The organism is Variovorax brevis, assembly GCF_030317105.1.
GTDB lineage: Bacteria > Pseudomonadota > Gammaproteobacteria > Burkholderiales > Burkholderiaceae_C > Variovorax > Variovorax brevis.
In genome coordinates this window covers 75747-100728 of record NZ_JASZYG010000011.1, presented here as the reverse complement: position 1 = coordinate 100728, position 24982 = coordinate 75747, and the positions used below count along the sequence as shown (strand labels likewise).

Sequence of the window (24982 nt, the reverse complement as noted above, 5' to 3'; positions counted from 1 at the left end):
GCCCTTTCGCCTCAGTATTTGAGGTCCGCCGCAGTGATCGACTTCACCACTTCGTCGTTGTAGGGCAGCAGCTTGCCATCCTTCCAGTGAATCCATGCGAGATCAGAGGCAACCAATCCTTCGTGGTTGGTCTTTGAGAAGGGCTTGTTGTAGGTCTTCATCATGCCATCCACCGGAGTCTTGAGGTCCTCCAGCGCGGCTTTGACGGCCGGGCCATCGGTGGATCCAGCTTGCTTCATCGCCTGCGCCAGCAGCATCGTTCCGTCATACCCGTGCATCACAAAGGTGATCGCGCTCGGGGCCGCAAGCTTGGTGCCAATGCGGTCGCGCAGCTTGGTTTGTTTGGGGTTCAGCGAGTCCGACAGCGTCCGCATGAAGATTGGCTTTTCCGCGAGATTCTTGCCTGCTGCGTCGTAGAAGGACGAGTTGTCCGCAGCCCAGGAAGACAGGACGCGCGGGTAGTAGTTGAGTTTGTCCATGCTGCGCATGATTTGCGCCGTCGGCGTTCCATTGGTCCACAGCAGCACGGTGTCGACATTGGCGGCCTTCAGCTTGCTCAGTTGAGACGTAGCGTCCGTGTCGTTGCTTCCCATCCGCTCCGCAGCCACAACCTTCAGGCCTTGCAGTTCGGCAATCTGCTGCAGATCCTGCAAGCCGTTTTGACCCCAGCCATTGCTCTCCGTGATCAGCCCGATGTTCTTGACACCGGGGCTCTTCTTTGCGTAGCCCATCAGCGCGGCCACCTGGTAGCGATCCACCATCGAGACGCGGAACATGTAGTTCTCCGCGCCAGCACTCACCGGCTTGGTCAGGTCCGTTGCGCCGCCCACCACATTCATCACCGGAACCTTCTTCTGATTGGGGATGTGTCTCCACGCCAGTCCATTGCCCGAGTTGGTCGGGCCGAACACAGCCGATACCTTTTCCCCGTCGATGAGCTCACTCATGTTCTGGATGGCCTTCGGCGGCATGGACATGTCATCACGGACAACGAGCACCAGCTTGCGCCCGAGGACACCACCGGCTGAGTTGATGTCTTCGATCGCGGCCTGAATTCCCAGGACGGCAGCCTGGCCGCTGATTGCAGCTGGAGACGCAGAAAGGTCTCCGTTGTAGCCCAGCTTGATGTCCTGGGCAGATGCTGCGAATGCGGCAGATGCAGCAGCAATGATGCTGACCATGCGTGAGAGGCGAGAAAGTTTCATTTTGAGTCTCCAATTTATCGATGCGATGTGGGGATGACCTTCGGTCATTCCTGGTTGTGGGTCGTAACTGCCTTCAGATGACGAGGTATCCGCCATCCACCGGAAGAATGGCTCCAGTGACGTAGCTCGCCGCTGGGGATGCGAGAAAGACAACAGGGCCAGCGATTTCCTCCGGCACCGCGGTACGCTTCATGGGAACGTGCGTCATGAAGGGACCAAGTCGCTGGGGATCAGCGCGAGATTCCGCAGACATCGCGGTCTCGAACATGCCCGGAGCGACCGCATTGACTCGAATCCCCTGTGGCGCGAGTTCTGCAGCAAGCGTGCGCGTGAGTTGCGCAACGGCACCCTTGGATGCGGCATAAGCCGCAGACGGCAGCGACGCCACGAATGACTGTATCGACGCTACGTTGACGATGGATCCGCGCGAGGCCTTCAGAGCCGGCAAGAATGCTTGGGTCATGTTGAAGGTGCCGTGGACATTGACGTCGAACGTCTTGTGCCACTGGGTTCGCGAGTTCACGCCGGCAAACTCACCGCGAATCATCACACCGGCGTTGTTGACCAGCGTGTCAACATTGCCGGCCTCCTCGCCGACGCGCTGGGCCAGGGCTTGGCACGCCGCTTCATCGCTGACGTCTGCCGCGTGCGCCCAGGCCTTTCCGCCCGCCTCTCTGATCTTTGCTGCCGTCTCTTGGGCGCCTTTTTCATCGATGTCGACAGCCACGACTCGCGCCCCGGCGGCAGCCAGGCCCAATGCAATCGCAACACCGTTGCCATTGCCCGCTCCGGTTACCAGAGCGAGGCGATCTTTTAAAGTGAAGTCCATATAAATCCTGCTGATTTGCGCTGCTCAGGCAGCAACGGTGTTCTTCACGGGTTGCGCCGGCGGCATCATCTGAAAGTTGTCGGTGATGCGCGTGTACATGCCCGGGTTGGCGAGCCGCCCAATCGGATTGATCTTCATCATGTCCACCCGCAGGCGGTCATCGACGATTCCTTCGCGGTAGTGTGCGTAGACGATCTCGCCGATCACCATGTAGTAGGGGGTGTCGCCGAGCGTATGGATGGCCGTCAGAACGCACTCCAGCTGGACAGGGCAGTCCACAAGGCGAGGGGCGCCGACGCGCACTGACTTGCCCATGCGAAATCCTGCGATTTCCGCCTCATTGATGTCCATGCCGTATTCAGGCGAGCAGTGGTTCATCTTTTCCTTGTTGGCGTCGTCCACCAACTGGATCACGAACTCGCGGGTTGCGCGCACGTTCACGAGCGTGTCCTTTTCTTCGCCTCGCTTCGAAAACATCGCGGGGCCAACGCTGAACATCACCATCGGGGGCCCGAGCGCCACGGCGTTGAAGAAGCTGAAAGGCGCCGCGTTGACGCCAGCCGGCCCGTCGGTCGAAACCAGCGCGATCGGCCGCGGAATGACCGTACTTGAAATCAACTTGTATTGTTGATCCCAAGGCAGCGCGCGTGTATCGAACCCAACGGAGCCGAATTCGTCCGGTTCAGGCATGACGACCAGCGACGGCTTATCCTTTTTCTGGGTGGCAGTCATTTCAATACCCCACCGTGATGCGTTGCCGAGGGTGCTTGGCTGACTCGAGTTCATCGACCAGGGCGATTGCGTAGTCTTCTTGCGAGATACGGCTCTTGCCATCTTCGCCGACGATAAGAATGTCCTCCCCGAGCCGGTAGTGGCCGGTGCGTTCGCCAGGCGCAAACAGGGCGGACGGCGACACAAAGGTCCAGTTCAGAGCGGACTCTCCGCGAAGGGCCTCCAGCACTTTTTTTCCTGCATCGGCTTCAGGCTTGGCGGCCGCAGGAAATGCGGGAGTGTCGGCAAGCAGTTGGCCGGAGGCGACCTTGAGAGAGCCGGCGCCGCCCACCACGACGAGGCGCCCTGCTTCGGACGCTTTGACCGCGGCCAGCAGGTCCGCGACGTTGTAGGTGAGAAATCGGACCGAGCTGATGACTGCGTCGTGGCCATGAAGGGCTGCGCCGAGTTCATCTGGCTTGGCGATGTCCCCTTGCACGCTCTTCAAGCGCTCCTGCGGCGTCAGCTTCTCCGGGTGGCGAGACAGACCGGTCACCTCATGTCCGCGGGAAAGCAATTCAGCAAGGACGCGAGAGCCCACGCTACCCGTCGCGCCAATCAAAGCAATCTTCATATGTACTCCTGTAATCAGACTAAAAGGTATCTGTATGTATGTAACTAACAGGCATACAGATTGGTCAAAAAAATCAGCGCTGCTTCAGCGCTTCGCGGACACCCGTCAAATCCTATGTGCCGGCTAGTTGCGAGCTAACCTTGCCTCAAATTTGGCCCCGGAGGGCCCTTCCTTCGACAATAACTAATTCGTTAGATTTGATATTGTCGAAGCGATTAGACAGCTAGCAACCGCCGATGTCAAGCGTTTCGGCACCTCGTTTGGAGAAACTCGCGAACCATGGGGGTCACTTGGTGAATCTCAGAGTTCGAGCACGAGCCTGCTACCGCAGGCGCGTGAGCAACACGTCATGATCTTCGTATCGGCCTCGCGTTCGGCGCGGGTGAGCACGACGTCGCGGTGGTCGACCTTGCCCGAAAGTACGCGCACCTCGCACGATCCACAAAGACCCTCCTCGCAGTCGCTCTGGACGTCGATATTGGCCGCACGCAGGGCGCTCAGCACGGTCTGGTCGGCCGGCACTTGAACGACGATGCCTGAATCCTTCAATTCGACCTCGAACGCATGTTCGCGCGTCGGGTCCAGTGTACGCAGCGTCGATTCGAAATGCTCAATGTGCAGCGCGTCTTCGGGCCAGGTCGCGCAATGCCCTTCCAGCGCAGACAGCATACGCACCGGCCCGCAGGCGTATATCTGGGTGCCCGGTTCAGGCGTGGCGAGCAGTCTCGCCAGGTCATTGCGTCGGCCTTCATCACCGGCGTAGCAAACCAGTCGACCGCCATGCTCGTTGGCCAGGTCATCGACCATGGCCATGCTGGCGCGCGAGCGCCCGCTGTAGTGCAACTCATAGTCGATGCCCAACGCCTTGGCTCGCCGTGCCATTGCACTCACAGGCGTGATGCCGATGCCGCCTGCAATGAGGATCAGCTTCTTCGCCGTCTCATCGAGATGGAAGTGATTTCGTGGTCCCCGAATCCTGAGCTTGTCACCGGCCTTCACGTTCGCGTGCACCCATGCGGAACCGCCACGTCCGTCGGGCTCATGAAGCACCGCGATCTCGAAGGCTCTCACATCATCGGGGTCGCCACACAGTGAATACTGCCGCGAAAGTTCCGGATGACCGCATTCGATGTCGATGTGCGAACCGGGCGTCCAGCGGGGCATGGGCCGGCCGTCGGGTGCGACAAGGCGCAGCTTGACGATGCCTTCAGCCACCCGCGTCACGCTCTCGACCACGACCGGCCGCGTGATCGCGCCCTTCGAGGGCTCGCCCAGACGCACTGGCAAGGGCAACTCAGGCTCACGCAGCCCAGGTTGCGCGCGCTCGGGGTTGTGGACCGGGTCCCATTCGACCCACAGATGCTCCGGACCCCGGAACGAGGTATTGGGCACATACGAATACGCCTGCTCGGACAGCCGCATGTGGGGCAGCCGGCGCGTGAACTCTTCAAGGAAGATTTGCATCTCCATGCGCGCCAGGTTCTTGCCCATGCACTGGTGCGAGCCATAGCCGAAAGTGAGATGGTCGCTGGCGTTGTCGCGACGGATGTCGAACAGGTCAGCGTCCGCGAAGTGAGCCTGGTCGTGATTGGCTGACGAGGTAACGATCAACAGCTTCGAGCCGGCCTGTAGATCGACACCACCGACCTGCGCATTGGCCGTGACGATGCGGCGCCATGCCGCAACCGATCCGTTGTGACGCAGGCATTCTTCGACTGCATTGGGAATCAGGCTGGGGTCTTCGCAGATGTCGCGCCACGCGTCCGGATGCTGGAGCAGCAGTTTCATCGCGTTGGCCGTGGCGTTGGCCGTGGTTTCGTGCGCAGCCACGATGCCGGCCATCATCATGGAGTGGAGGTACGAATCGGTGACGACTTCGGGCAGATCGCGCTGCTTGCGCAACCCGTACTGCATCCATCCGCCCCCCTCCGGGTCTCGTCGCATCTTGTCGAGCACCTGGCCGGCGAACTGCCAGAAGTTGCCGACGGCGTGCGCTACTGCAACCTGCTCTTCCGGCTTTGGCCGGCCCCAGGTGTTGACCGTGTGCGCGATCGAATACTTGCGCAGTGTGTCCATGTCCTCCTCTGGCACGCCGAGGAAATGCAGGGCCACTGTCAGCGGAACTTCCCAGAGCATCTGATCAACGAGGTCGGCGCGACCATCGTCAATGAAGCGGTCGACATACTCGCGCGCCAGTTGCCGCACCATGGGCTCGTGATGCTTGAGTTCCTCTGGCGTGAACGGGTCCATCAGCGCGCGACGACGCGGCATGTGCGCAGGCTCGTCTTCATTCACCAGCGTGCGGTTCAGCGCAAAGCCGTAGGACGCGAGCACAGCATTCGCCTCGTCGCCGGTCGGCGTGATCTTTTCGAGCGCGATGGAAGGGCTGAACGTGATGTTGTCGCGAAATATGGCTTTGATGTCGTCATAGCGCGTGACCACCCAGTAGCCAAGCTTCGGGCTCCAGAAGATCGGCTCCTTCTCACGCGCCCATCTCACGTACTCAGGCGGGTCCTGCTGGTAGCCGTCCTCGAAGGGGTCAAAGTCGGCGGCGCGCTGGCTGACGGGGCAGCCGGTCGGCGTACGCTCGCCGGAGAGCGCACCATGCGCTACGGGACAACCAGTCGTTCGGCGCGGAAAGTCAATGCTGCTCATGGCGTTCTCCTGCTCAGTCCAGAGTAATCTTCAGGTCACGGATCAGTTTCTGCCACTTGGTCGTTTCGGCCTTCAGCAATTCCGCGAACTGCGCCGGCGTATCGCCGACCGGCTCGACGCCGAAGTCGACCAGACGCTTGTGGACGGCTGGATCTTGAATCGCCGCGACGACCTGCTTGTTGATGGCGCTGATCGTCGCCGGTGGCGTACCTGCTGGCACCACCATGCCGACGAGCGCAGCGGCTTCGACGTTCTTGTAGCCCAGTTCGGCAAAGGTCGGCACGTCCGGCAACTGCGGCAGCCTGGTTGCATTGGCCACGGCCAGTGCCTTGACCTTGCCGCCCTTGATGAAGCCAGCGCCGGCCGCCAGGTCAACCATCATGGCCGGGATCTGGCCGCCGGCCACGTCGGCCAGCGCCGGCGCGGCGCCGCGGTACGGTGCATGGACCATCTCGATACCCGCTTCGGACTTCAGCAGTTCCATTGCCAGGTGGTGCGGGCTACCGGCTCCGGCTGAACCGTAGTTGAGCCCACCCGCCTTGGCCTTTGCCTGCGCGATGAAGTCCTTGGCGTCTTTGACCGAAATGCCGGGGCCGACGACCAGGATCATTGGAAAGCGCCCCATCAGCGTGACTGGCGCGAGGTCCTTGGTGGGGTTGTAGCTGAGCGATTTGTAGAGCACAGGGTTGAAGACCAGCGTGCCGTTGTCCGCGGACAGGACCGTGTAGCCATCCGCTGCGGCACGCGCGACCTCAGCCGCGGCAAGCGCGGTGTTACCGCCGGGCTTGTTGTCAACCAGGACGGGCTGGCCTGCCTGTGTCGACCAGGCTTGACCGATGGTGCGCGCGAGAAAGTCAGAACCCCCACCCGCCGCATAGGGGACGACCCAGCGAACCGGCTTTGAGGGATACGTCGATGCGGGCTGCTGGGCAAGTGCGGGCAGATGCACGGCGGGCAACGCCAACAGCGTGGCGACAAGAAGCTTCTTCATTGGAGGGGTCCTTTCTTGGATAGCGTAATTGTTATACGCTATGCGTAAATTCAATCTGGGGTTTCTACTGAGTTCGCACCTGTGAGTAGGATCAAAGCCATGAGCAAGATCCCCCGCAAGCCCGACGCACCTCTCGATGCCGCCCCGCCCCGCGCGCAGGAGCGCCGTCAGCGCGTGCAGTCCGCCGAAATCGGCATGGTCGTGTTGAAAACCTTGTCGAGGATGGGCGGGAGTGCGGGCCTGTCTGCGCTGGCTGCGCAGGTTGGCGAAAGCCCGGCCAAGGTGCACCGCTACTTGGCGAGCTTGGTCCAAGAGGGTCTGGTAGCTCAGGACACAGGATCACAGCGGTATTTTCTTGGCCCCGAACTGATCCAGATCGGACTGACCGCGATGCGGCAGGCCGAACCCATCCGCCTCGCCGAACCGGCATTGGTGCGCTTGCGTGAGAGCCTTGAGATCACCTGCTTCGTTGCGCTCATGGGCAACAAGGGGCCCACCATCATGCGAATCGAGGAGCCGGGCCTGCCCGTGACCGTCAACGTTCGTGCCGGGAGCGTGATGTCGCTGGTGTGGTCGGCGACCGGTCGGGTCTTTCTCGGCCTGTACGACGATGAACGCGTGCGCACGCTGGCCGAAGAAGAACTGAAAGCAGCAACACCCGAGATGCTCGCCATGCTGCCTATGCCGGACCCGATTGTGAACCTGCAGAAGGAAGTCCGCGCGGCAGGTTGCGCTGCCGTCAAGGACGTCTACCTGCGCGGAATCAGCGCCGTTGCGGCACCTGTGTATGACTTCACTGGGCGGGTGTGCGCAGTGATCACCGCTCTCGGCGCGAGTGGCGGTTTCGATCCTTCGGTGAACGGCGCAATCGCAACAGCCGTTCAACGCGAAGCGCGGGATACGAGTGTGAAACTCGGATACACGGGATGAACTTTTGCAGACGACTGATCGAGCGACGAGGCAATGCTTGGCGCGAAGCCAGCAACGCTGCAGAGCCAAATCTCAAAGCTCAGGTCAAAGTACCGGGGAAGAGCAACTGGCCAAGGCTTCTATACCTCTGCGTAGGTGGCAGGGTAGCTATCGTTCAACCCTGCGGTGCCGTGGTCGCCCGATGGCATTCAACCGGGCAATGACTGCAATACCTTGCAACCGGCCGTTGATAGCGGGGCCCCTTTTTCCCTGGGACGACTGTTATCGGCCTCACAGCGTGAGTTCGTTGAGAGACCCCCAAAGACAGCAAGCGCTGCCTATGCGCAGATCTCAACTATGTGCAGTTCTCAGAATTTGGCGGAGCAGGCCCCCATGAAGATGGACATTGGTGGCCGGCGCCAAATTCACATAGTTACAGCGCCTGCAGGAACCGCATGAGCGAATCCGGAGTTCGGAACCGGCACATCGTGGTGTTCCGCGGTTCCAGACACGCGAGCGCGGTCTTCTTCATCGCGAGGTCAGCTTCGACGTAGCGATGGGTGGTATTCATGCTCTCTTGTCCCAGCCACAACGCGATGACGTTGAATCGCACGCCCGACTGCAGGAGGTGCATGGCCGTAGTGTGCCTCCTATTTCGTCGACGAGATAGCAGGCATGCGTTCGCCACGCACCTGCTGGAGTCCGGCACCGATGTGCGCCGCATCCAATTGCTGCTCGGCCACCGCAGCTTGGCCACCACCTCGCGATACCTGAAGATCGCGACCAGCGCTACAGCGCGATTGAATCAGCAAGTCACGCCTGAACCGGGCACAGTCGCGCACAAGTGCCTGGTCTTGCGCTGCCACAAAGGCGCTGCACTGGCTCGCGGATGCTCGGCACCTCCATGTATCGAAACTCAGTTCTCGACCAATTCCACGCGTCGATTCCTGGCTCGGCCTTCTTCGGTCTTGTTGGACGCGACGGGACTGGCACACGACACGCCGTGCGGCGCCAGTCGATCCTTGCTGACGCCGCGCTGCGCCGGCGATGCAACCCGTCGGCCAACTCGCGACCGCCTTAATGCAAAGGTGACGGGAGCCAACTTGCGCCCTCGAACACAGCCGCGAGATGATGGAGGAACAACGCTGCGCCCACTCGGCTGTCCGCTGTGGCCCGTTGCTACCGTGCATCTCAGCCCTGTCCGTGCTGAAGACTTACGCCATCGCCTGGGACGTGACCAATAGGCTCAGGAATGCGCAACACCCACCGCGGTGGGAGTGCGCGCCGTGGCGCCACTGCGGCCCAGCAGGATCGCCAGACCGGCTATCGCCGCGGGGACGGCCAGCGCCGAAACGATTGCGCCGAATCCCCAGCCGAAGCCGACCAGTACCCCGCCCACGGCCGAGCCCAGGATGCTGCCGAACCGCCCCATGCCAAGCATCCAGCTCACCCCCGTGGCACGGGCAACGGTGGGATAGCAGTTCGGCGCGAAGGCGTTCAGCCCGGTTTGCGCACCGTTCATGAAGAAGCCCGCTGCGAGGACCCACAAGAACAGGGACGTGGAGAGCGCGCCAGCGCTGCCAACGCCGATGACGCAGAGCGCGCCGCCAAGGTAGGACCCGGCAATGACCCATGTCGGTCGCATGCGGTCCATGGCCCACCCGGCCAGGATGGCGCCCACGGTGCCGCCGGTCTGGAACATGGCCGTGATGTTCGCGGCGGCGGAAATTGGCAGGCCGGCGTCCTTGATGAGTGTTGGAAGCCATCCGGTGATCAGGTAGATGACCAGCAGCCCCATGAAGTAGGTCACCCAGAGCGACGCCGTCATGAGTCCGTAGCCTTGCGAGAACAGCACCCCGATGGGTCGCTTTGTCGTCACGGGAGGTTCTGGCGCAAAGAAGCTGGTTCCGACTGCAAAGGTCGCGCGGCAGATGCGCCCCAAGGTCGCGGCAATTCGTTCTGGTGAGAAGCCGCGCACCACCATGAACCGTGCGGATTCGGGCAGGTACAGCAGCAGGAAGGGCACGAGCACCAAGGGAAGCACGCCGCCCAGGATCAACACCGAGCGCCAGCCGTGCGCCGGAATCAGGTACGCCGACGCAAAGCCGACCGCGGCAGAGCCCACGCCGAAGCCGGTGAACATGATCGTGATCAGGAGCGAGCGGCGCTTCTCCGGTGCGTACTCGGACAGCAGCGTTGTCGTGTTCGGCATCGCCGCGCCAAGGCCCAGCCCGGTGAGCAGGCGCATGATCGCCATCTCGGTCGGATTCCGGGTGAACGCCGTGACCAGCGTGAAGATGCCGAACATCAGCACCGAAGTGATGAGCACCTTCTTGCGTCCGAATCGATCCGACGAAGGCCCGGCAATCAAGGCGCCAAGCACGAGCCCGAAGGGCGCCGCACTCATGACCAAGCCGAAACTGGCCCGCGAGATGCCCCAGTCCTGCACGATGGGCGGGGCGATGAAGCCCATGATCGCGACGTCGATGCCATCTGCGGCAACGATCAAAAAGCACAGGATCAACAGGAGCCATTGGGCCCCGGACATGGGACGCTCATTGATGAACGCCTTGACGTCCACTGCGGTTGTGTTGGTCAAAGTTGTCTCCGTCTGGATGGTAAGAAAAAATCGCGAGGGGTGGACTACAGGACGTAGCCGGCTTCGGCCGCAGCCCGGTCGTACAGGGCACGGCGCATCAGAAGGCCCGGCTTGTCCGGCGCAAAATTCAGATCGAACTGCTGCTCGGTGTCCTTGCGCACCACGTCGAGGATCCATTCAAGCGCATCGACGTCTTCGAGGTAGGCCTTGGCGGACGCCGCGTGCAGGTATTCGTCCGAGGCCTTGTTGCCGAGGTCGAAATCGCGCGAGTTGAACCACCAGTAGTGGATGCTTCCGTTCGTCTCCGCGGTAAAGATGTGCGTGATGTTGAAGCGGTATTCGGCGATGGCGCCCGGGGGAGGCGTCGGATCGACGATCTTCGCGAAGGCCGTGTGCAGCGCGGGTGACTGGAACCGTGCCTCCGAGTAGCGGTCCACAGGCTTTCCGGTCAGGCCGGTGGGCACTGCGTAGACGCCCGGTGGCGGCGAGTTCTTCAGCATGCGGTCGATGATCACGACCTCGCCGTCGCGGCGGATCTTGAGCTTGGAGCGTGCATATTCCGGCGTGCCGATCGCGCCCGGATGGAGAAACGGAAAGTGCGTCTGGTCGAGCAGGTTCTCATGCATCGAGACGTAGTCGGACTTCATGTAGAACTGCCCGCCCACGCTCTTCCAGCCTGGATCATTGAGCCAGTGCGTGTCGGGGATGAGTGCTTCGTCGGCCTTGTCCGCATCGCCCATCCAGATCCAGATCAGCGGCGCGCGTTCCACCACGTCGAAGCTGCGCACCTGCGCGTTGGTGGGAACGATCGGCATCGAAGGCATGTTGACGCAGCGACCCGAAGAATCGAACTGCATGCCGTGGTAGCCGCAGATCAGCGTGTCGCCTTCGAGGCGACCCTTGGCCAAGGGAAAGGAGCGATGCGGGCAACGGTTGCGCACGGCGACCGGCTCGCCCGCCATGGTGCGATAGAGCGCCACGTCCACGCCGAGCAGGCGGCGACTCATGATGTCGCGCGAGACCTCGCTGCTCAGGGCGGCGACGTACCAGCAGTTGCGGACAAGGGGCGTGTTGTGGTCGGCAAATCCACCAGCCTCAAAGCTCGGCTCTGCCAGCGGCGTGCGGGGATGTTCAATGACCTGCTCAATGATCTGTTCCAGGATTTTTTCCATGATTCACCTCTGGGAGATTTCAAACGTCGAGCACAAGTCGCTCGCCGCGGATGCGGGACACGCAGATGCACATCGTTTCGCCGGACTCGCGTTCTTCGTCGGACAAATAGCGATCGCGGTGCTGGATGGGGCCATCCGCTTCCAGCACTGACTGGGGGCACAAGCCGCATTCGCCGCGCCGGCAGTCCCACAGCACATCCACCTTCGCTGCGGTGAGCGCGTCGAGGATGCTCACGTCCTTGCCGACACGAATCACCCGGCCCGAACGCTTGAGTTCCACATCGAACGCGACCTCGTCGCCCGTCGGGCCGGCACCGAATAACTCGCTACGCAGATGCTGCGGGTCCCAGCCTGCAGCGCGGCTCGCTTCATGCGTGGCCGCGACCATCGAGGCCGGGCCGCAGACGTATGCCGTGGTGCCCGGCGGCTGCTTTCTGAGCAACGTTTCCAGATCGAGCTTGCCCGCGTCCTGCCGGCCACTGAAGTGAAAGTGGGCACACGGGCCCGCGAGTCGACCAAGCTCTTCACGGTACGCCATGAACTGGGGCTCTCGGCCGGCATACACGACCGTGAAGTTGCGGTGGCGACGCGCCAAGCTTCGAGCCATCGAGTAGATCGGTGTGATGCCGATGCCGCCCGCGATCAGCAAGCTGTGCGCGTCGCGGCGATCCAGCGGAAAGTTGTTGATGGGCGCTGACACCTGCAGTCGCGTGCCCACTTCGAATGAAGAATGGATGAAAGCCGACCCGCCACCGCGGTGCTCCCGCTGCACGGCGATCCGGTACGTGTTCCGTGCATCGTCCGATTCTTCCGTGCCGCCGATCAGCGAGTAGTGGCGAACGATCAGCCCCGTTTGCGCCGAGCCCGTGTGGACTTCGATGTGAGCGCCCGGTCCGTAGGCGGGCACGGGGGCGTTATCGATAGCGGTCAGTTTGTATTCCCGAACGCGCGGCGTGAGTTGCCGCACGCCCGAGACCATCACATCAATGTGTTTGCGTGCCATGGCGATGCGTCCTTGCTTTGGGGTCCGCTCAGTCGAGCTTGATGCCTGCGTCCTTGATGGTCGGACCCCACTTCGCGATCTCCGCTTCCATCAGCTTCGTCATCTCGGAGGGCTTCATGGCGTAGGGCTCGTACGTGAAGGTGGCGAGCTTGGCGAGGACGTCCGGTTCTTTGAGAGCCTTGACCACGGCGTCGTTGATCTTCAGGATGATGTCCTGCGGCGTGCCCTTGGGCGCGAGCAGGCCGTTCCAGCCGCTGACTTCCCAACTCGCGGGTGCGCCTGCTTCTTTCGCGGTCGGGACGTCTGTGTAGCCAGCGGTCCGCTTGGGCGCGGCGACCGCAATGAACCTAAGCTTTCCGGCTTGCTGCAGGGAGCCGGCCGAGGCGGCGCTTCCGATGGCCCAGTCCACTTCGCCGTTGGCAACCGACTGGTAGAGCTGCGAGGTTTCCTTGAAAGGGATGTGCGTCATCTTCGTGCCGGTGGTGGACTCCAGCAGGAGGCCACCGAGATGCGCAGGACTCGCGACATTCCATGAACCATAGGACACAGCGCCAGGCTTGGCCTTCGCCGCGCTGATCAGGTCGCTCATCGAGTTCAGCCTCGAGTTGGCAGCAACGGTGACAAAGAAACTGTTGCGAATCAGCGGCGTGACCGGCTCGAAGTCCTTCAGCACGCTGTAGGGCAGCTTGGCGAAGAGGTGCGGTTGCGTGCCGATCTGGAAACTGTCGATCTGGCCCAGCGTGTAGCCGTCCGGCGCCGCACGCTTGACCGCGTCAAAGGCGATGAAGCCGCTGGCGCCGGGGCGGTTGTCGACGATCACCGGCTGGCCCAGGGTCTTGCCCATCTTGTCGGCCAGGATACGCAACAGAACGTCGGGGCCTTGGCCTGCGGGGAAGGGTGTGATGACCTTGATCGGCTTGGAAGGAAACTCCTGCGCTTGCGCGCTGCCGGCCAGCGCGCAAGCGGCCCCTGCGACGGCCATCAGGCCTTTGAGCGTTTTCATCGTGCGTCCTTGTCTCCGAGAGCTGGTTGAGGTCGAGCTGTTTTCCGCCCGTTGCCAAATTCTATTGATGATTGATTGGCACAATTGACTTAAATTCTGAGTATCAGTAATCGATAAATGGAACAAATATGGACACATACCTCCACGTGAAGACCTTCGCCCTGGTTGCCCGGTACGGTGGCTTTACGGAGGCTGCGCGCCAGCTCGGCGTGGTGCCCTCCGTCGTTGCCAAGCGCATCGGGCAACTGGAGTCCCACCTGGGCACGCGCCTGTTCGAGCGCACAACGCGTGCTGTGCGCCTGACGGAGGCAGGCGAGAAATTCCAGTTGCGCGCTGGAGCGCTCGTCAGCAGCTTCGATGACCTGCTCGACAGTGTCGGCCGCGATGAAACCCGGTTGGAAGGCCACTTGCGTGTCATGGCGCCAACGACGCTCACGATGATGTTTCTGGGCGAGGTCTTCTGCGAGTTTCTGCGGGAGCACGAAGGCATCACCATGGAACTCGCGCTCGTGGACCTCTCCACCAACCCTTCAGAGCAAGGCTTCGACGTCGCCATCACCGGGCGATCTGCCAGCTATGAAGGCGTGGTGGACATTCCGTTGTGTCCAGTGCACGCCGTTGTTTGCGCAGCACCCGGCTATTTGCAGGCGCGCGGTGTGCCGTCCCACCCGCGCGAGCTCGTCGATCACAGTTGCCTGGCCTTCAAGGCATCGGGCTCGACCTGGCAATTCCAGGGCAATCGGGGCGCCATCGCCGTGGACATCCGCCCGCGGCTGCTCGCCGACGACAACAGGACGTTGCTGCGCGCTGCCCTGGCAGGGTTGGGCATTGCGTCGCTACCGGCCTATGTTGCGCAGCACGCGCTGGCGAACGGGTCACTGGAGCGTGTTTTGCCATCCTTCGCGCCGCAAGAAACCTGGTTCAAAGCGCATGTGCCTCGCCGACGACAAGGCGTGGCGCGTGTTGACGCGCTGGTAACGTGGCTGTCGCAAGAACTGTCGTCCGGGCGGTGGCAGCAGAAGGCTGAACTTGAATTTCAGCGGTGAGCGGGTTGACTGTGGCGCACGGATCTCAAAGGCTCGTTGCCTAGTCACGGAAAGGACTGTAAGTTGCTCGCAGCACTAATGGTCCAACGGGCCCGAACTCCCACTTCGATGGATAACGGCGCGGACGTTCGACATGTCGAGCCCGGTCGTCATTGGGCAAGCATGCGGGCTATAACTGCAATAACTTGAGATCGGCAGTTGATACCGAGGTGTCCTTCGCAGCTGAACGACCGGAGTTGGCTTCACTGCGTGAATTCACCCCGCGGCAGTGAAGGACTGCAACCGCTGCGGACCGGTCGGACAAGGGTCGATGCTGGCCGACTGCTCAGGGCCGAGGCTGTGTGAAAACGGGTTGAATAGGTGACTTCGTTCGCCTAGATTGTCTCAACGCAACGGAATGGGCAGCCACACATGAAGCGATTCATCGAAGGCGCAGATCGACACCAGGTCACGTTGTTGCCGGAGTGCCTTGACGACTACGTTGGCGAGGACAACCCAGTGCGCATCGTCGATGCGTTCGTCGGTGAGTTGGATCTCCATGCTCTCGGCTTCGAGGGTGCCGATCCCGCAGCCACCGGGCGGCCCGCCTACCATCCGTCGGTTCTGCTCAAGCTGTACATCTACGGCTACCTCAATCGCATTCAGTCGAGCCGCCGGCTGGAGCGCGAGGCGCAACGCAACATCGAACTCATGTGGCTCACCGGCCGCTTGACACCCGACTTCAAGACGATCGCAGACTTCCGGCACGACAACGGCAAAGGCATCCGCAATGTTTGCCGCCGATTCATCGTGCTGTGCCGACAGCTGAAACTCTTCTCTCAGGCGGTGGTGGCGATCGACGGCAGCAAATTCAAGGCGGTCAATAGCCGTGATCGCAACTTCTCGCCCGGCAAGATTGACGGGCGTCAACAGCAAATCGAGCGGAGCATCCAACGGTACCTCGACGCACTGGAGACTGCAGACCGAACCCAGCCTGCAGATCTCGAAGCCAAGACCGAGCGGCTTCAGGAAAAGATCAGCAAACTGCGCGAGCAGATGCGTCAGCTCGACGAGACCAGGGAGCAACTCAAGAGCGAGCCAGACCAGCAGCGCTCGCTGACCGATCCCGACGCACGCTCAATGCTTCAGACAGGCAAGAGCACAGGTCTCGTGGGCTACAACATCCAGGCTGCAGTCGACGGCAAACACCACCTGATCGTCGCGCACGAGGTGACGAACGTTGGCCATGACCGCGCTCAGCTCACCAAGATGGCACTGGCTGCCCGCGACGCGATGGGCAAATCCAAGCTGAACGCGTTCGCCGACCGTGGCTACTTCAACAACCTGGAAATCAAGGCGTGCGAAGACGCAGGGATCACGGCCTTCGTGCCGAAGCCGATGACCTCCAACGCGAAGGCGCATGGTCGCTTCGGCAAGGCCGACTTCATCTACATCGCCAAGGACGACGAGTACCTGTGCCCGGCCGGTCAGCGCGCTATCTATAGGTGCAGCAAGATCGACAACAACCTTCGAAATCGTCTGTACTGGCCCAGTGCCTGCCCGACATGCAGCCTGAAAGACAAGTGCACGACCTCATCCTTCAGGCAGATCCGTCGATGGGAGCATGAGGCGGTAATTGATCGGATGCAGCTGCGGCTGGACCGCAAGCCTGGGGCCATGACGTTGCGTCGATCAACCATCGAGCATGTGTTCGGAACGTTGAAACACTGGATGGGCACCGCGCCCTTCTTGACCAAGACAATGGCCCACGTCGACACGGAGATGAGCCTGCAAGTGCTGGCTTACAACCTCAAGCGCGTGACAAACGTGTTGGGTATTGCTAGAACGATGAAGGCGATGCGGTTGGCAGGGGCATGAGCCCTTGCATGCCTTCGTTCGTGCTTCAACGACTCGCCACAAGGGGGCTCAGTGGCCGTCGTGGCGAGTCATTGCACTGGATGAAGTAGTCAGCAGCGCCACCGCTCTCTCCTCGATGCGGATCAAGTGTGTTTCTACACAGCCTCGGCCCGTTGCTGTCTCTCACTGCTTCATATGAGTGACGTCGAACCGGTCATTCGGTTTCCTGCTGAACCAGACGGTCGCGCTCCGCGAAGATGCTTGCCATCTCCGCCGCGTTCCTGGTTCCCCAGGTGCACAGCGGGATGATCGCGTCGGCCAGGCTGCGACCGAGCGGGGTCAATGCGTAGTCCACGCGCGGCGGTACTTCGTTGTAGCTTGTCCGCGCCAGCACGCGATCGGCCTCCAGATCCTTCAGCGACTGGATGAGTACCTTGTCGCTGACGCCCTCGACCAGTCGCTTCAGTTCGCCGTAGCGCTTCGGGCCGTCGCGAAGGAAGAACAGGACCAGGGGCTTCCACTTGCCCGAGATGACGCGGAGCGTCGCATTGAGCCCGCAGCCAGTGCCGCAGATTTCAGAAGACGTCGTCATTTTTGATACTTACCAAAAAGTGCATACTTGTCCTTAGGTTATCAGGGGTGCATATTCGTCGGCAAGGAAGCAGATCGCTGCGTCCAGACGACTTCAACGAAAGACGCACTTCATGAACAGGCTGAATGGAAAGACCGCCGTGATCACCGGTGGCGCGACCGGCATCGGCCGCGCTGCGGCAAAGCGCTTCATCGAGGAAGGCGCATTCGTCTTCATCTTCGGCCGCCGGAAGGAAGCGCTCGACGCCGCCGTGGCCGAGTTCGGACCCAACGCCCGCGCTGTAACGGGTTCGGTCTCTGATCCCGCCGACCTCGACCGGCTCTACACGGCGGTGAAGGCCGAACGCGGAACCCTGGACATCGTCTTCGCCAATGCCGGTGGGGGCAGCCCGCTCGCGCTCGGCAAGATCACCGCCGAGCACATCGACGAGACCTTCGACACCAATGTGAAGGGAACGATTTTCACGGTCCAGCAGGCGCTGCCGCTGATGAGCGCCGGCGGTTCGATCATTCTGACCGGATCGAGCGCTGGCACCACGGGCGCACCGGGAATGAGCGCCTATAGCGCGAGTAAGGCGGCGGTGCGCAACCTCGCGAAGACCTGGGCGGAAGATCTCAAGGGCACTGGCATTCGTGTCAACGTGCTTTCGCCCGGCGCGACCGCGACCGAACTCGCGAAGGCAGCGTTGGGAGAGGAAGGCCAGAAGGTCTTTGCCGCGATGACACCGCTCCAGCGCATGGCCGATCCGTCCGAGATCGCGGCGGCGGCTGCCTTTCTTGCGTCATCAGACAGCAGTTTCATGACCGCCAGCGAGGTCGCCGTCGACGGCGGCCTGGCGCAACTCTGACGCAAAGGAGCTTCCGATGTACGACCAGGCCAAGGTATCAGAGTTGATCCAGTTCGCACGAGTCGAGGCGGGCTCCACCGTCATCGACGTCTATCCGGGCGAAGGCGATTGGACCCGTCTCTTCTCCGACATCGTGGGGCCCGAAGGACGCGTGTTCAGCTTCGTGCCGGCCGAGGTCGCTCACTTCAAGAACGATCCGGTCGGGCACATGAAGACGCTTGCGACGGAGCCCGGCCGAGAGAACGTTGAAGCCGTCTCATCTGACCTCGTGGCGATGCCTGAAGTCACGCAGCAAGCGGATGTGCTCTGGCTGCACTTGTTCTACCACGACCTCCATACAGCGCTGATCCAGACAAAGGGCGCGACGGCGGCCCTCTTCAACCGGGCTGTGTACCAGCAGCTCAAGCCCGGCGGGTACTACGTCATCGTAGACCATGCCGCAGCTCGAGGGATGGGCATGAGCGACGCCCAGTCGCTGCATCGGATCGAGCCTGCAACCGTCCGCGCGGAGGTGGAGGCTGCCGGTTTCGTACTGGACGCGGAAAGCATGGTGCTCGCGAGAAGTGACGACCCGCACTCGGTCAAGGTGTTCGATCCCTCGATCAAAGACGAGACCGATCGCTTCGCCTATCGGTTTGTGAAGCGCTGACGCTGCAGTAGGCCTTCGCGTAAGGCGCGCGCCGATCAATTGGCACCTCCCGAATGCCGACACTCGCGAAGGGCCGCTCCTGGCCGAAGCTGGATCGGTTGGCGGTGTACCGCAAGTGGCAGGACTTTCATTGTTAGATGTTGCATTCGATCTATGCCACGCGGCTTGATGCAGTCCGATTTCCTGAAACGCTGAGGGCGCCCTTCGTGGTGTTGGTCGTGTGTTTTCCCGACCACCTTCTCTCCGGTGAAAGTCTGCTCATCGAAACCAAACGATCAGCCGAAAAGGTCGTGGTCACTCGGCTGACCGCCCGAGTTGCTCAACTCACAGCACGAATCACGTCGATGACGCGTCCGTCCCGATACTCCATGACGCCGACAATTCGTTGCCCTGACGTGACTGGATGGCCAACGCCTGGCGACAGCGCATTGGGCTCGATTGCAAAACGCTGATGTCTACAACGTTGAGCCCATGCTGCAACAGTCGTTCGCGTAGCTCTACGCGCTCTGGATGGACGGCAATTCCGCATTCCGTCACCACTGCGTCGATCGATTCGCCGGGCGTGGTGACGCAGCGGACTCGCTCAACAATCTTCGGCCCGCCCCCCGAGATCAAGCGCGTTGCCACCAACGCAAGCTTCGCTCCCGCAGCAGTATCGGCATGACCACCCGATCCCCCCAAAAAGCGTCCCGAGCTGCCAGTCGTGACGTTCACATTGAAATCCAGACCCACCTCAGCGGCGCCAAGCAGCATCGCGTCAAGTTGGTCGGCGATGGCGCCCCGGTTGTATGGATTGGCATACATAGACGCTGACATTACCTGGTGACGTCGGTCCCGCCTGTACGACTCGACAGCCCTGAGGTCGAAACACTGGACATCAAACAGGCTGCGAAACAGGCCTTCTTCCAACATGTCGACGAGGTAGCTTGTCACTCCACCGGCACCGAAGCTGCCTTGCACCTTGCGCTCACGCATCAATGCCTGGACATATTGCGACACTGCAAGCGAAATCCCGCCGGCCCCGGTCTGAAACGAGAACCCATCGGTTAGGGTTAGGAGGCCAGACGCCGCAATCACTTTCGCTACGGTCTCCGCGATTTGAAGACTGACAGGATCGGTCGTCGGCCGAGTGCTTCCTGACAAGATGCCAGCGGGGTCTCCAATGCTGTCTACGAGCACCACGAAGTCCACTTGCTCTTGCGAAATGTCAATTGGCACAAGCGGATAGTCCCCGATGTGATCGGTCACAGCGACGACCCGATTCGCATATTACGCATCAACCATTGCATAGCCCAATGGCCCGCAAGCGGCGCGTCCTTCGGCGCCGCTGAGGTTTCCGCACCGGTCCGCGGCCGGCGCGCCGACGAATGCGACATCAATCCGGAGTTCGCCTGCCTCAATCGCGCGCGCGCGACCACCGTGGGTTTGCATTACCACCGGGGTGGGAAGCAGGCCGCGCGACACGGCATCTGCGACGGGGCCTGACATGTACGCCGTGCAAATTCTCGTCACCACGCCGTTTCGGATGTGGTCAACCAATGGCGCATGAACCGGAAACAGCGAACTGGCTGCAACGCGCAAGTCACGCAGACCGCGCGCGGATGCGACTGCCAACACTTGGTTGAGAACTTGGTCGCCGTTGCGCAGATGATGGTGAAAGCTCAAGGTGTCGCCATCCCGGATGCGGCACGCGTCGAAGGCGGCTTCGAGATTCCTGAGTTGCTTGTCGCGACCGTGGACCGCCGGACAAACTTTCGCCGATGCTCGTGTGACGACTTCAGGCGGCAGGCCGACGCCGGTAAACGGTCGGGTTTTCCCATAGCCGTCAATCTGAGATGGAATAGCGCGCACGGTACGAGAAGTCATCGCCTTGCCCCCTTTCCGATCATCGTCAGAGTCCGCCGAGCCTGCAAGACAACGGGGTTCGAATCGATCTTCAAGTCCGCGCTCCTGATGCCGCAAGGCGCTCGCGCGCGCGTGACCACACTGCGGGATTGACTAGCCGCTCGGGCTGCTGGCCGGTCGTAAGCAGTTGCACGATCTGCGTGGCGGCAAGCGCTGCGTTGTTGCGCCGCGCCTCCTGCGTCACTCCGGCGGTGTGGTACGTGGCCACTACGTTGGGTAAGGCCAGCAGCGGGTGCGTCGGGGGCGGAGGCTCCTGCTCCCACACGTCCAGCCCCGCTCCCGCCAGGTGGCCACTCGCCAGCGCTTGGGCCAGCGCGACTTCGTCGTGAATGCCACTGCGTGCGGTGGTGATGAAGATGGCGCCCGGCTTCATGGTGGCAAAACGCGCCGCGTTCATCAGGCCCAGCGTGTGCGCGTTGCGCGGACAGTGCAGCGACACGATGTCGGACTGCCGCAGGAGTTCGTCGAAGCTCACCGCCTCGGCCCCGCGCCGCGCCATCTCCTGCGCGTCCAGCCCCGGGTCGCTGCCCAGGACGCGCATGCCGAAGGCGCGGCCCAACGCGGCGGTACGGCTGCCGATGGCGCTCATGCCCACCAAGCCCAGCGTGCGGCCTCGCAGTTCACGGCCCATCAGATCCTCGCGGCTGAAGCCGCGTTCGCCGCTGCGCAGCCGGCGATCCGATTCGGCGATGCGGCGCAGCACCGCCAGCATCAGGCCCAGGGACATTTCCGCCACTGAATCGGCGTTGCCGCCCGCCTGATTCAGCACCATGACGCCAGCTTGGGTGCATGCGTCGATGTCGATGGTGTCGCAGCCCGAGCCGTTGGCGGACACGGCCAGCAACCGGGGGCATCGCTCCAGCAGCGCGGCGTTGGCGAACAGTTGCGGCGGCAGCTCATCCCTGGCGGAGTTGGTCTGAAGGACCTGCGCGCTGGCGAGCGCTGAACCAAGCACGGCATCCGGGCTGTCCATTGCGCAGGTCTGCAGCGCAATGGAAGCTTCGGCGGACAGGATGCGGTCGAATTCGGGATCCATCCAGAAACCGAATCGCACGACATTGAATGGGTGGGTAGCCACGTCGTGGCGAATAGTTGCGTGTTGTACGGTGGTCATGAGGCGTGGTCCATCAGCCGCCGAATTGCGGCGTGCGTTTTTCCAGGAAGGCCGACACCGCTTCGCGGTGGTCCGCCGTCTGATGTGCCAGCGCCTGGTGCGCGGCCGACAGCTCCAGCAGCGAAGCCAGGCTCATGTGCATGCCTTCGCGGATGAGCCTCTTGGTCATGCGTGTGACTTGAGGCGGATTGGCGGCGATCTCATCTGCAAGAAGGTTGGCTGCGGCGAGCAATTCATCGTGCGGCACCACTTGCGATACGAGGTTCCATTGCAGCGCGGTGGCTGCATCGATCACGCGGCCGGTGAACGACAGTTCCGCCGCGCGCGACAAGCCAATCACCCGCGGCAGCAGCCACGCACCGCCGTCTCCTGGCACGATGCCCATCTTCACGAAGCTCTCTGCGAAACGCGCCCTCTCCGACGCGATGCGCAGGTCGCACATGCAGGCCAGATCGAGCCCCGCGCCAATGGCGGGGCCGTTGACGGCGGCGATCACCGGAACCTCCAGGTTGAACAGCGCCAACGGCAGGCGCTGGATGCCCTGGCGGTAGTCCTCGCGGATACGCATTCCGTCTACCTCACCGAAGGATTGCTCCTTCATCTTGCGGATGTCTCCGCCGGCGCTGAAGGCCGCCCCTTCGCCGGTCAGGATCACCGCGCGCACACTGCGGTCGGCGCTGATTTGTTCCAGTGCTGCGAGGAATTCCCCGACCGCCGTGTTGCCTGTCAACGGGTTACGCTGCTCGGGCTGCGACATGGTCAGCGTCACAACGTGCCCACGCTGCTCGTACTTCAGGAATGTGTTCACGATTCGCTCCCTTCGGTCTTCGTAAAGCCGTACAGCCGCGCCGGGTTGTCGACGAGGATCCGGTGCCGCTGTGCTGCGTCTGGCACCCAGGTGGCGAGCAGGTTGCGCAGCTCGCCGGCATCGGGCATCGGAGCGACCGCGACGTGCGGCCAATCGCTGCCCCACACGACCCGGTCGGGCGCCGCCTCGACAAGCGCCTGCGCCCAGGGCGTCACATCGTCGTACGGCGCCGGCAATTCGCTGATGCGATACGCGCCGGAGAGCTTGGTCCACCAGCCGTGCTCACGCAGAAGATGCCGAAGCGCCTGAAAGCCCGGATGCTGCGTACCGAGCGCCACCGGCATGTGGCCCATGTGGTCGACGACGATCGGCACCGTGAGCTTCTGAAGGCGTGGCATCAGCTCGGGCAGTTGCCTGGCATCGAGCAACAGTTGCAAGTGCCAGCCCATGTCCGCGATCTTCGCGGCCAGGGCTTGCGCCGCGTCCAGCCCCACGCCGCCGCCATACAGCACGTTCAGGCGCAGCCCGCGCACGCCTGCCTCATGCATCGCGGTCAGCTCGCGCTCCGGCACGTCGGGCGAGACGACGCCGATGCCCCGCAACCTGTCGGGATGGCGGCGCAGCACTTCGAGCATGTAGCGGTTGTCCGTGCCGTAGACGCTGATCTGCACCAGCACGCCGCGATCCATGCCAGTGGCGTTGAGCATCGCGAGATAGTCGTCTTCGGGCGTGGGCACCGGCGTGTAGCTCCGGTTCGGAACCAGCGGATATGCCGTCTCGTCTGCCGCGACGACGTGCGCATGCGTGTCGCACGCGTATCGCGGAACCTCATGCGTTGCTGGATGAAATGTCTTCGGCGGGGTGAGGCAGCTTGATTCGATCTTCATGATTCGTCGTCCGTTGAGAGCAACTTCGGTCACACCAGCGCGTGGCGCCACAACACCGCCTGGTCCACCAAGCGGCGGCGCTGCACCTTGTTGACGCCGGTGTCGCGCGGCAGGGCTTCGATCCGCAAAATCTCCACGGGCCGCATGATTCCTGGCAGGGACTTGATGACCGCCGTGGTGCGTGCCACATCGAGGTTGGGGTCGGTCACGAACAGCACCGGGCGCTGGCCGCTCACCGCATCCGGCTTGCTCCAGAGCGCGAATTCCGAGAGCCCCGCCTCGGTCTCCAGCTTGCGTTCCACGTAGTCGATAGGCACGTACTCGCCGTTCACACGGATCGCCTCGCTCAGGCGCTCGATGAAGACCAGGTTGCCATATTGGTCGACGCGGCCCCGGTCGCCGGTGTGGAACCAGCCTTGCGCGTCCAGCGACGGGTCGATCACACCGTCACGAAGGTAGCCGGAGAACAGGGTGTCTTTCGAAAGCTCCCGCACAAGGATCTCGCCCTCGTCGGACAGCCTGGCGTCCATGTCGAAGCGAACACGCCCGGCGTACTGCGTTGGTCCTTCCTCCGCGGGCTCCGCATCGCCCGGGCGCAATTGCCACAGGTGGCACAGGCCGCCCGCTTCCGTCGAGCCATACAGGGTGATGCCCGTCGGCACATTGAACTTCGTCAGGAACTCTTCCGATGCAAAGAACACGGCGCGCAGTTGGTGGCCGTCGCTGTCTTGCGTGGTGGTGTCCCTGAGCAGCATCTTCAGCGGCGTGCCGTGCAGCACCACCGCCGTGGCGCGGATGCGCTTCACGGTGTCCCAGAAGCCTGCCGCGGAGAAGCGGCTCGTGCCCAGCGTGCTGGCCCCTGCCGTCAGGCCCGCCACCACGCCATAGCCCAACGGGTTGATGTGGAACATGGGCATGGGCGCATAGACCACGTCGCGCCACGTGTAGCCCATCGAGTCGGCAATGAAGCGGCCAAGCCGGATGAAGTAGGTGTGGCTCTGTGCGCAGAACTTGGGACGCCCCGACGTGCCCGAGGTGTGCATGTAGCTGGCGATGTCGCCGCCGGCGCACTTCGCGCCCCAATCGGCCGCGTCGCCCGCATCGGAAGTGCCCGATGCGCTGGCGCCTTCAGCGAGCCTCAGCGTCACTTGGCCGTCCCAGGCGCGGCGTGCGTCGAGCTGCCCCCAAGCCGGGCTGGCAGGCGCGGCGAAGCTGTCGTCGAAATACGCAGCTGCGTCGGGCTTCAGGTCCGTCAGCATGTCGCGCAGCAGTTCCTGCGGATAGTGCGGATTGATGAGCGCCGTGCGCACGCCCATGAGTTGAGCGGCCATCCACAGGATCAGGTAGTGCTCGCTGGTGGCGCCGATGAATGCCACGGTGGAGCCCCGGCGCAGGCCGGCGGCGGCCAGTTGCCGGGTCAGGCTGCGCGCCAGTTCAAGGGCATCGATCAAGGGCTTGGACATCTGGTCCGTGCCATAGAGCGCATGCGGGGAGCGCTTGGCCGCGCTCGTGATGAGTTGTGCAAGATTTTGATTGCTGAACATGGGAGGTGCCAGTGAGGTGAGTGAGGAAGGTGGAAAGGCCGTT

Annotated in this window: 22 protein-coding genes and 1 pseudogene; 6 read left to right on the top strand and 17 right to left on the bottom strand. The window is 62.4% G+C overall.

All coding sequences use genetic code 11. The annotated features are described in order from the left end of the window. Positions 1–11 precede the first annotated feature (11 nt). From QTI66_RS28345 to QTI66_RS28320, 6 genes are all read right to left on the bottom strand, one after another. Entirely contained in the window at positions 12–1301 is a 1290-nt protein-coding gene (locus QTI66_RS28345; RefSeq protein WP_286563539.1) for an ABC transporter substrate-binding protein, read from the bottom strand. Then, positions 1279–2034: an SDR family NAD(P)-dependent oxidoreductase gene (locus QTI66_RS28340; RefSeq protein WP_286563538.1), complete on the bottom strand. Its 756-nt coding sequence runs from the start codon at positions 2032–2034 to the stop codon at positions 1279–1281. The genes QTI66_RS28345 and QTI66_RS28340 overlap by 23 nt, the downstream gene beginning before the upstream one ends. 24 nt (positions 2035–2058) lie before the next feature. Next, positions 2059–2766, bottom strand: a complete 708-nt coding sequence (locus QTI66_RS28335) for a flavin reductase family protein (RefSeq protein WP_286563537.1) — start codon at positions 2764–2766, stop codon at positions 2059–2061. A 1-nt stretch (position 2767) separates the two neighbouring features. Beyond that, positions 2768–3379, bottom strand: a complete 612-nt coding sequence (locus QTI66_RS28330) for an NAD(P)-dependent oxidoreductase (protein ID WP_286563536.1) — start codon at positions 3377–3379, stop codon at positions 2768–2770. Positions 3380–3679: 300 nt separating this feature from the next. Continuing rightward, a complete protein-coding gene (locus QTI66_RS28325) occupies positions 3680–6034 on the bottom strand; it encodes a cytochrome P450/oxidoreductase (protein WP_286563534.1) in 2355 nt (784 codons plus the stop codon). Between the two features lie 13 nt (positions 6035–6047). Then, the gene (locus QTI66_RS28320; RefSeq protein WP_286563533.1) at positions 6048–7025 is read right to left on the bottom strand and encodes a Bug family tripartite tricarboxylate transporter substrate binding protein; all 978 of its coding nucleotides are present in this window, start codon (positions 7023–7025) and stop codon (positions 6048–6050) included. Positions 7026–7124: 99 nt separating this feature from the next. Between QTI66_RS28320 and QTI66_RS28315 the strand changes: the two genes are divergently transcribed. Then, a complete protein-coding gene (locus tag QTI66_RS28315; protein WP_286563531.1) occupies positions 7125–7955 on the top strand; it encodes an IclR family transcriptional regulator in 831 nt (276 codons plus the stop codon). Between the two features lie 412 nt (positions 7956–8367). Here the strand turns inward: QTI66_RS28315 and QTI66_RS28310 are convergent, their stop codons facing one another. Beyond that, complete coding sequence (locus tag QTI66_RS28310; RefSeq protein ID WP_286563530.1) at positions 8368–8568, bottom strand: site-specific integrase; 201 nt, start codon at positions 8566–8568, stop codon at positions 8368–8370. On the opposite strand from QTI66_RS28310, the gene QTI66_RS39950 reads away from it, so the two are divergent. Continuing rightward, positions 8504–9178: a tyrosine-type recombinase/integrase gene (locus tag QTI66_RS39950; protein ID WP_444815066.1), complete on the top strand. Its 675-nt coding sequence runs from the start codon at positions 8504–8506 to the stop codon at positions 9176–9178. The genes QTI66_RS28310 and QTI66_RS39950 overlap by 65 nt on opposite strands. 2 nt (positions 9179–9180) lie before the next feature. Here the strand turns inward: QTI66_RS39950 and QTI66_RS28300 are convergent, their stop codons facing one another. From QTI66_RS28300 to QTI66_RS28285, 4 genes are read right to left on the bottom strand one after another with little or no spacing between them, the layout of a single operon-like run. Further along, positions 9181–10533, bottom strand: coding sequence for an MFS transporter (locus tag QTI66_RS28300; RefSeq protein WP_286563529.1), 1353 nt, complete (start codon positions 10531–10533; stop codon positions 9181–9183). Positions 10534–10577: 44 nt separating this feature from the next. Beyond that, positions 10578–11705 carry a Rieske 2Fe-2S domain-containing protein gene (locus tag QTI66_RS28295; RefSeq protein ID WP_286563527.1) on the bottom strand — a complete coding sequence of 376 codons (1128 nt, stop codon included), beginning with the start codon at positions 11703–11705 and terminating at the stop codon, positions 10578–10580. A gap of 19 nt (positions 11706–11724) precedes the next feature. After that, positions 11725–12708, bottom strand: a complete 984-nt coding sequence (locus QTI66_RS28290; RefSeq protein WP_286563526.1) for a PDR/VanB family oxidoreductase — start codon at positions 12706–12708, stop codon at positions 11725–11727. 28 nt (positions 12709–12736) lie between these two features. Further along, positions 12737–13711 carry a Bug family tripartite tricarboxylate transporter substrate binding protein gene (locus QTI66_RS28285; RefSeq protein ID WP_286563525.1) on the bottom strand — a complete coding sequence of 325 codons (975 nt, stop codon included), beginning with the start codon at positions 13709–13711 and terminating at the stop codon, positions 12737–12739. A gap of 128 nt (positions 13712–13839) precedes the next feature. Between QTI66_RS28285 and QTI66_RS28280 the strand changes: the two genes are divergently transcribed. Next, positions 13840–14757: a LysR family transcriptional regulator gene (locus QTI66_RS28280; protein WP_286563524.1), complete on the top strand. Its 918-nt coding sequence runs from the start codon at positions 13840–13842 to the stop codon at positions 14755–14757. 411 nt (positions 14758–15168) lie between these two features. Continuing rightward, positions 15169–16614: an IS1182 family transposase gene (locus QTI66_RS28275; RefSeq protein WP_286563523.1), complete on the top strand. Its 1446-nt coding sequence runs from the start codon at positions 15169–15171 to the stop codon at positions 16612–16614. Between the two features lie 193 nt (positions 16615–16807). Here the strand turns inward: QTI66_RS28275 and QTI66_RS28270 are convergent, their stop codons facing one another. Next, positions 16808–17185: a winged helix-turn-helix transcriptional regulator gene (locus QTI66_RS28270; RefSeq protein ID WP_286563522.1), complete on the bottom strand. Its 378-nt coding sequence runs from the start codon at positions 17183–17185 to the stop codon at positions 16808–16810. A gap of 112 nt (positions 17186–17297) precedes the next feature. Here QTI66_RS28270 and QTI66_RS28265 point away from each other — a divergent pair, with 112 nt between their 5' ends. Next, positions 17298–18032: an SDR family NAD(P)-dependent oxidoreductase gene (locus QTI66_RS28265; protein ID WP_286563521.1), complete on the top strand. Its 735-nt coding sequence runs from the start codon at positions 17298–17300 to the stop codon at positions 18030–18032. Positions 18033–18048: 16 nt separating this feature from the next. Further along, positions 18049–18681, top strand: a complete 633-nt coding sequence (locus tag QTI66_RS28260) for a class I SAM-dependent methyltransferase (protein ID WP_286563520.1) — start codon at positions 18049–18051, stop codon at positions 18679–18681. A 336-nt stretch (positions 18682–19017) separates the two neighbouring features. On the opposite strand, the pseudogene citF reads toward QTI66_RS28260, so the two are convergent. From citF to QTI66_RS28235, 5 genes and pseudogenes are all read right to left on the bottom strand, one after another. Continuing rightward, positions 19018–20547 (bottom strand): annotated as a pseudogene (citF, locus tag QTI66_RS28255) (citrate lyase subunit alpha). A gap of 70 nt (positions 20548–20617) precedes the next feature. Beyond that, positions 20618–21700: a hydroxyacid dehydrogenase gene (locus QTI66_RS28250; RefSeq protein ID WP_286563519.1), complete on the bottom strand. Its 1083-nt coding sequence runs from the start codon at positions 21698–21700 to the stop codon at positions 20618–20620. Between the two features lie 13 nt (positions 21701–21713). Then, positions 21714–22508, bottom strand: coding sequence for a crotonase/enoyl-CoA hydratase family protein (locus QTI66_RS28245; RefSeq protein WP_286563518.1), 795 nt, complete (start codon positions 22506–22508; stop codon positions 21714–21716). Next, a complete protein-coding gene (locus QTI66_RS28240; protein WP_286563517.1) occupies positions 22505–23395 on the bottom strand; it encodes an amidohydrolase family protein in 891 nt (296 codons plus the stop codon). The genes QTI66_RS28245 and QTI66_RS28240 overlap by 4 nt, the downstream gene beginning before the upstream one ends. A gap of 29 nt (positions 23396–23424) precedes the next feature. After that, the gene (locus tag QTI66_RS28235) at positions 23425–24939 is read right to left on the bottom strand and encodes a class I adenylate-forming enzyme family protein (RefSeq protein ID WP_286563516.1); all 1515 of its coding nucleotides are present in this window, start codon (positions 24937–24939) and stop codon (positions 23425–23427) included. Positions 24940–24982 lie beyond the last annotated feature (43 nt).

Coding starts and splice junctions, on each gene's coding strand:
- QTI66_RS28345 (WP_286563539.1), bottom strand. CDS start 1,301: ATGGCGGATACCTCGTCATCTGAAGGCAGTTACGACCCACAACCAGGA.
- QTI66_RS28340 (WP_286563538.1), bottom strand. CDS start 2,034: ATGGACTTCACTTTAAAAGATCGCCTCGCTCTGGTAACCGGAGCGGGC.
- QTI66_RS28335 (WP_286563537.1), bottom strand. CDS start 2,766: ATGACTGCCACCCAGAAAAAGGATAAGCCGTCGCTGGTCGTCATGCCT.
- QTI66_RS28330 (WP_286563536.1), bottom strand. CDS start 3,379: ATGAAGATTGCTTTGATTGGCGCGACGGGTAGCGTGGGCTCTCGCGTC.
- QTI66_RS28325 (WP_286563534.1), bottom strand. CDS start 6,034: ATGAGCAGCATTGACTTTCCGCGCCGAACGACTGGTTGTCCCGTAGCG.
- QTI66_RS28320 (WP_286563533.1), bottom strand. CDS start 7,025: ATGAAGAAGCTTCTTGTCGCCACGCTGTTGGCGTTGCCCGCCGTGCAT.
- QTI66_RS28315 (WP_286563531.1), top strand. CDS start 7,125: ATGAGCAAGATCCCCCGCAAGCCCGACGCACCTCTCGATGCCGCCCCG.
- QTI66_RS39950 (WP_444815066.1), top strand. CDS start 8,504: ATGCTCTCTTGTCCCAGCCACAACGCGATGACGTTGAATCGCACGCCC.
- QTI66_RS28310 (WP_286563530.1), bottom strand. CDS start 8,568: ATGCACCTCCTGCAGTCGGGCGTGCGATTCAACGTCATCGCGTTGTGG.
- QTI66_RS28295 (WP_286563527.1), bottom strand. CDS start 11,705: ATGGAAAAAATCCTGGAACAGATCATTGAGCAGGTCATTGAACATCCC.
- QTI66_RS28290 (WP_286563526.1), bottom strand. CDS start 12,708: ATGGCACGCAAACACATTGATGTGATGGTCTCGGGCGTGCGGCAACTC.
- QTI66_RS28285 (WP_286563525.1), bottom strand. CDS start 13,711: ATGAAAACGCTCAAAGGCCTGATGGCCGTCGCAGGGGCCGCTTGCGCG.
- QTI66_RS28280 (WP_286563524.1), top strand. CDS start 13,840: ATGGACACATACCTCCACGTGAAGACCTTCGCCCTGGTTGCCCGGTAC.
- QTI66_RS28275 (WP_286563523.1), top strand. CDS start 15,169: ATGAAGCGATTCATCGAAGGCGCAGATCGACACCAGGTCACGTTGTTG.
- QTI66_RS28270 (WP_286563522.1), bottom strand. CDS start 17,185: ATGACGACGTCTTCTGAAATCTGCGGCACTGGCTGCGGGCTCAATGCG.
- QTI66_RS28265 (WP_286563521.1), top strand. CDS start 17,298: ATGAACAGGCTGAATGGAAAGACCGCCGTGATCACCGGTGGCGCGACC.
- QTI66_RS28260 (WP_286563520.1), top strand. CDS start 18,049: ATGTACGACCAGGCCAAGGTATCAGAGTTGATCCAGTTCGCACGAGTC.
- QTI66_RS28250 (WP_286563519.1), bottom strand. CDS start 21,700: ATGACCACCGTACAACACGCAACTATTCGCCACGACGTGGCTACCCAC.
- QTI66_RS28240 (WP_286563517.1), bottom strand. CDS start 23,395: ATGAAGATCGAATCAAGCTGCCTCACCCCGCCGAAGACATTTCATCCA.
- QTI66_RS28235 (WP_286563516.1), bottom strand. CDS start 24,939: ATGTTCAGCAATCAAAATCTTGCACAACTCATCACGAGCGCGGCCAAG.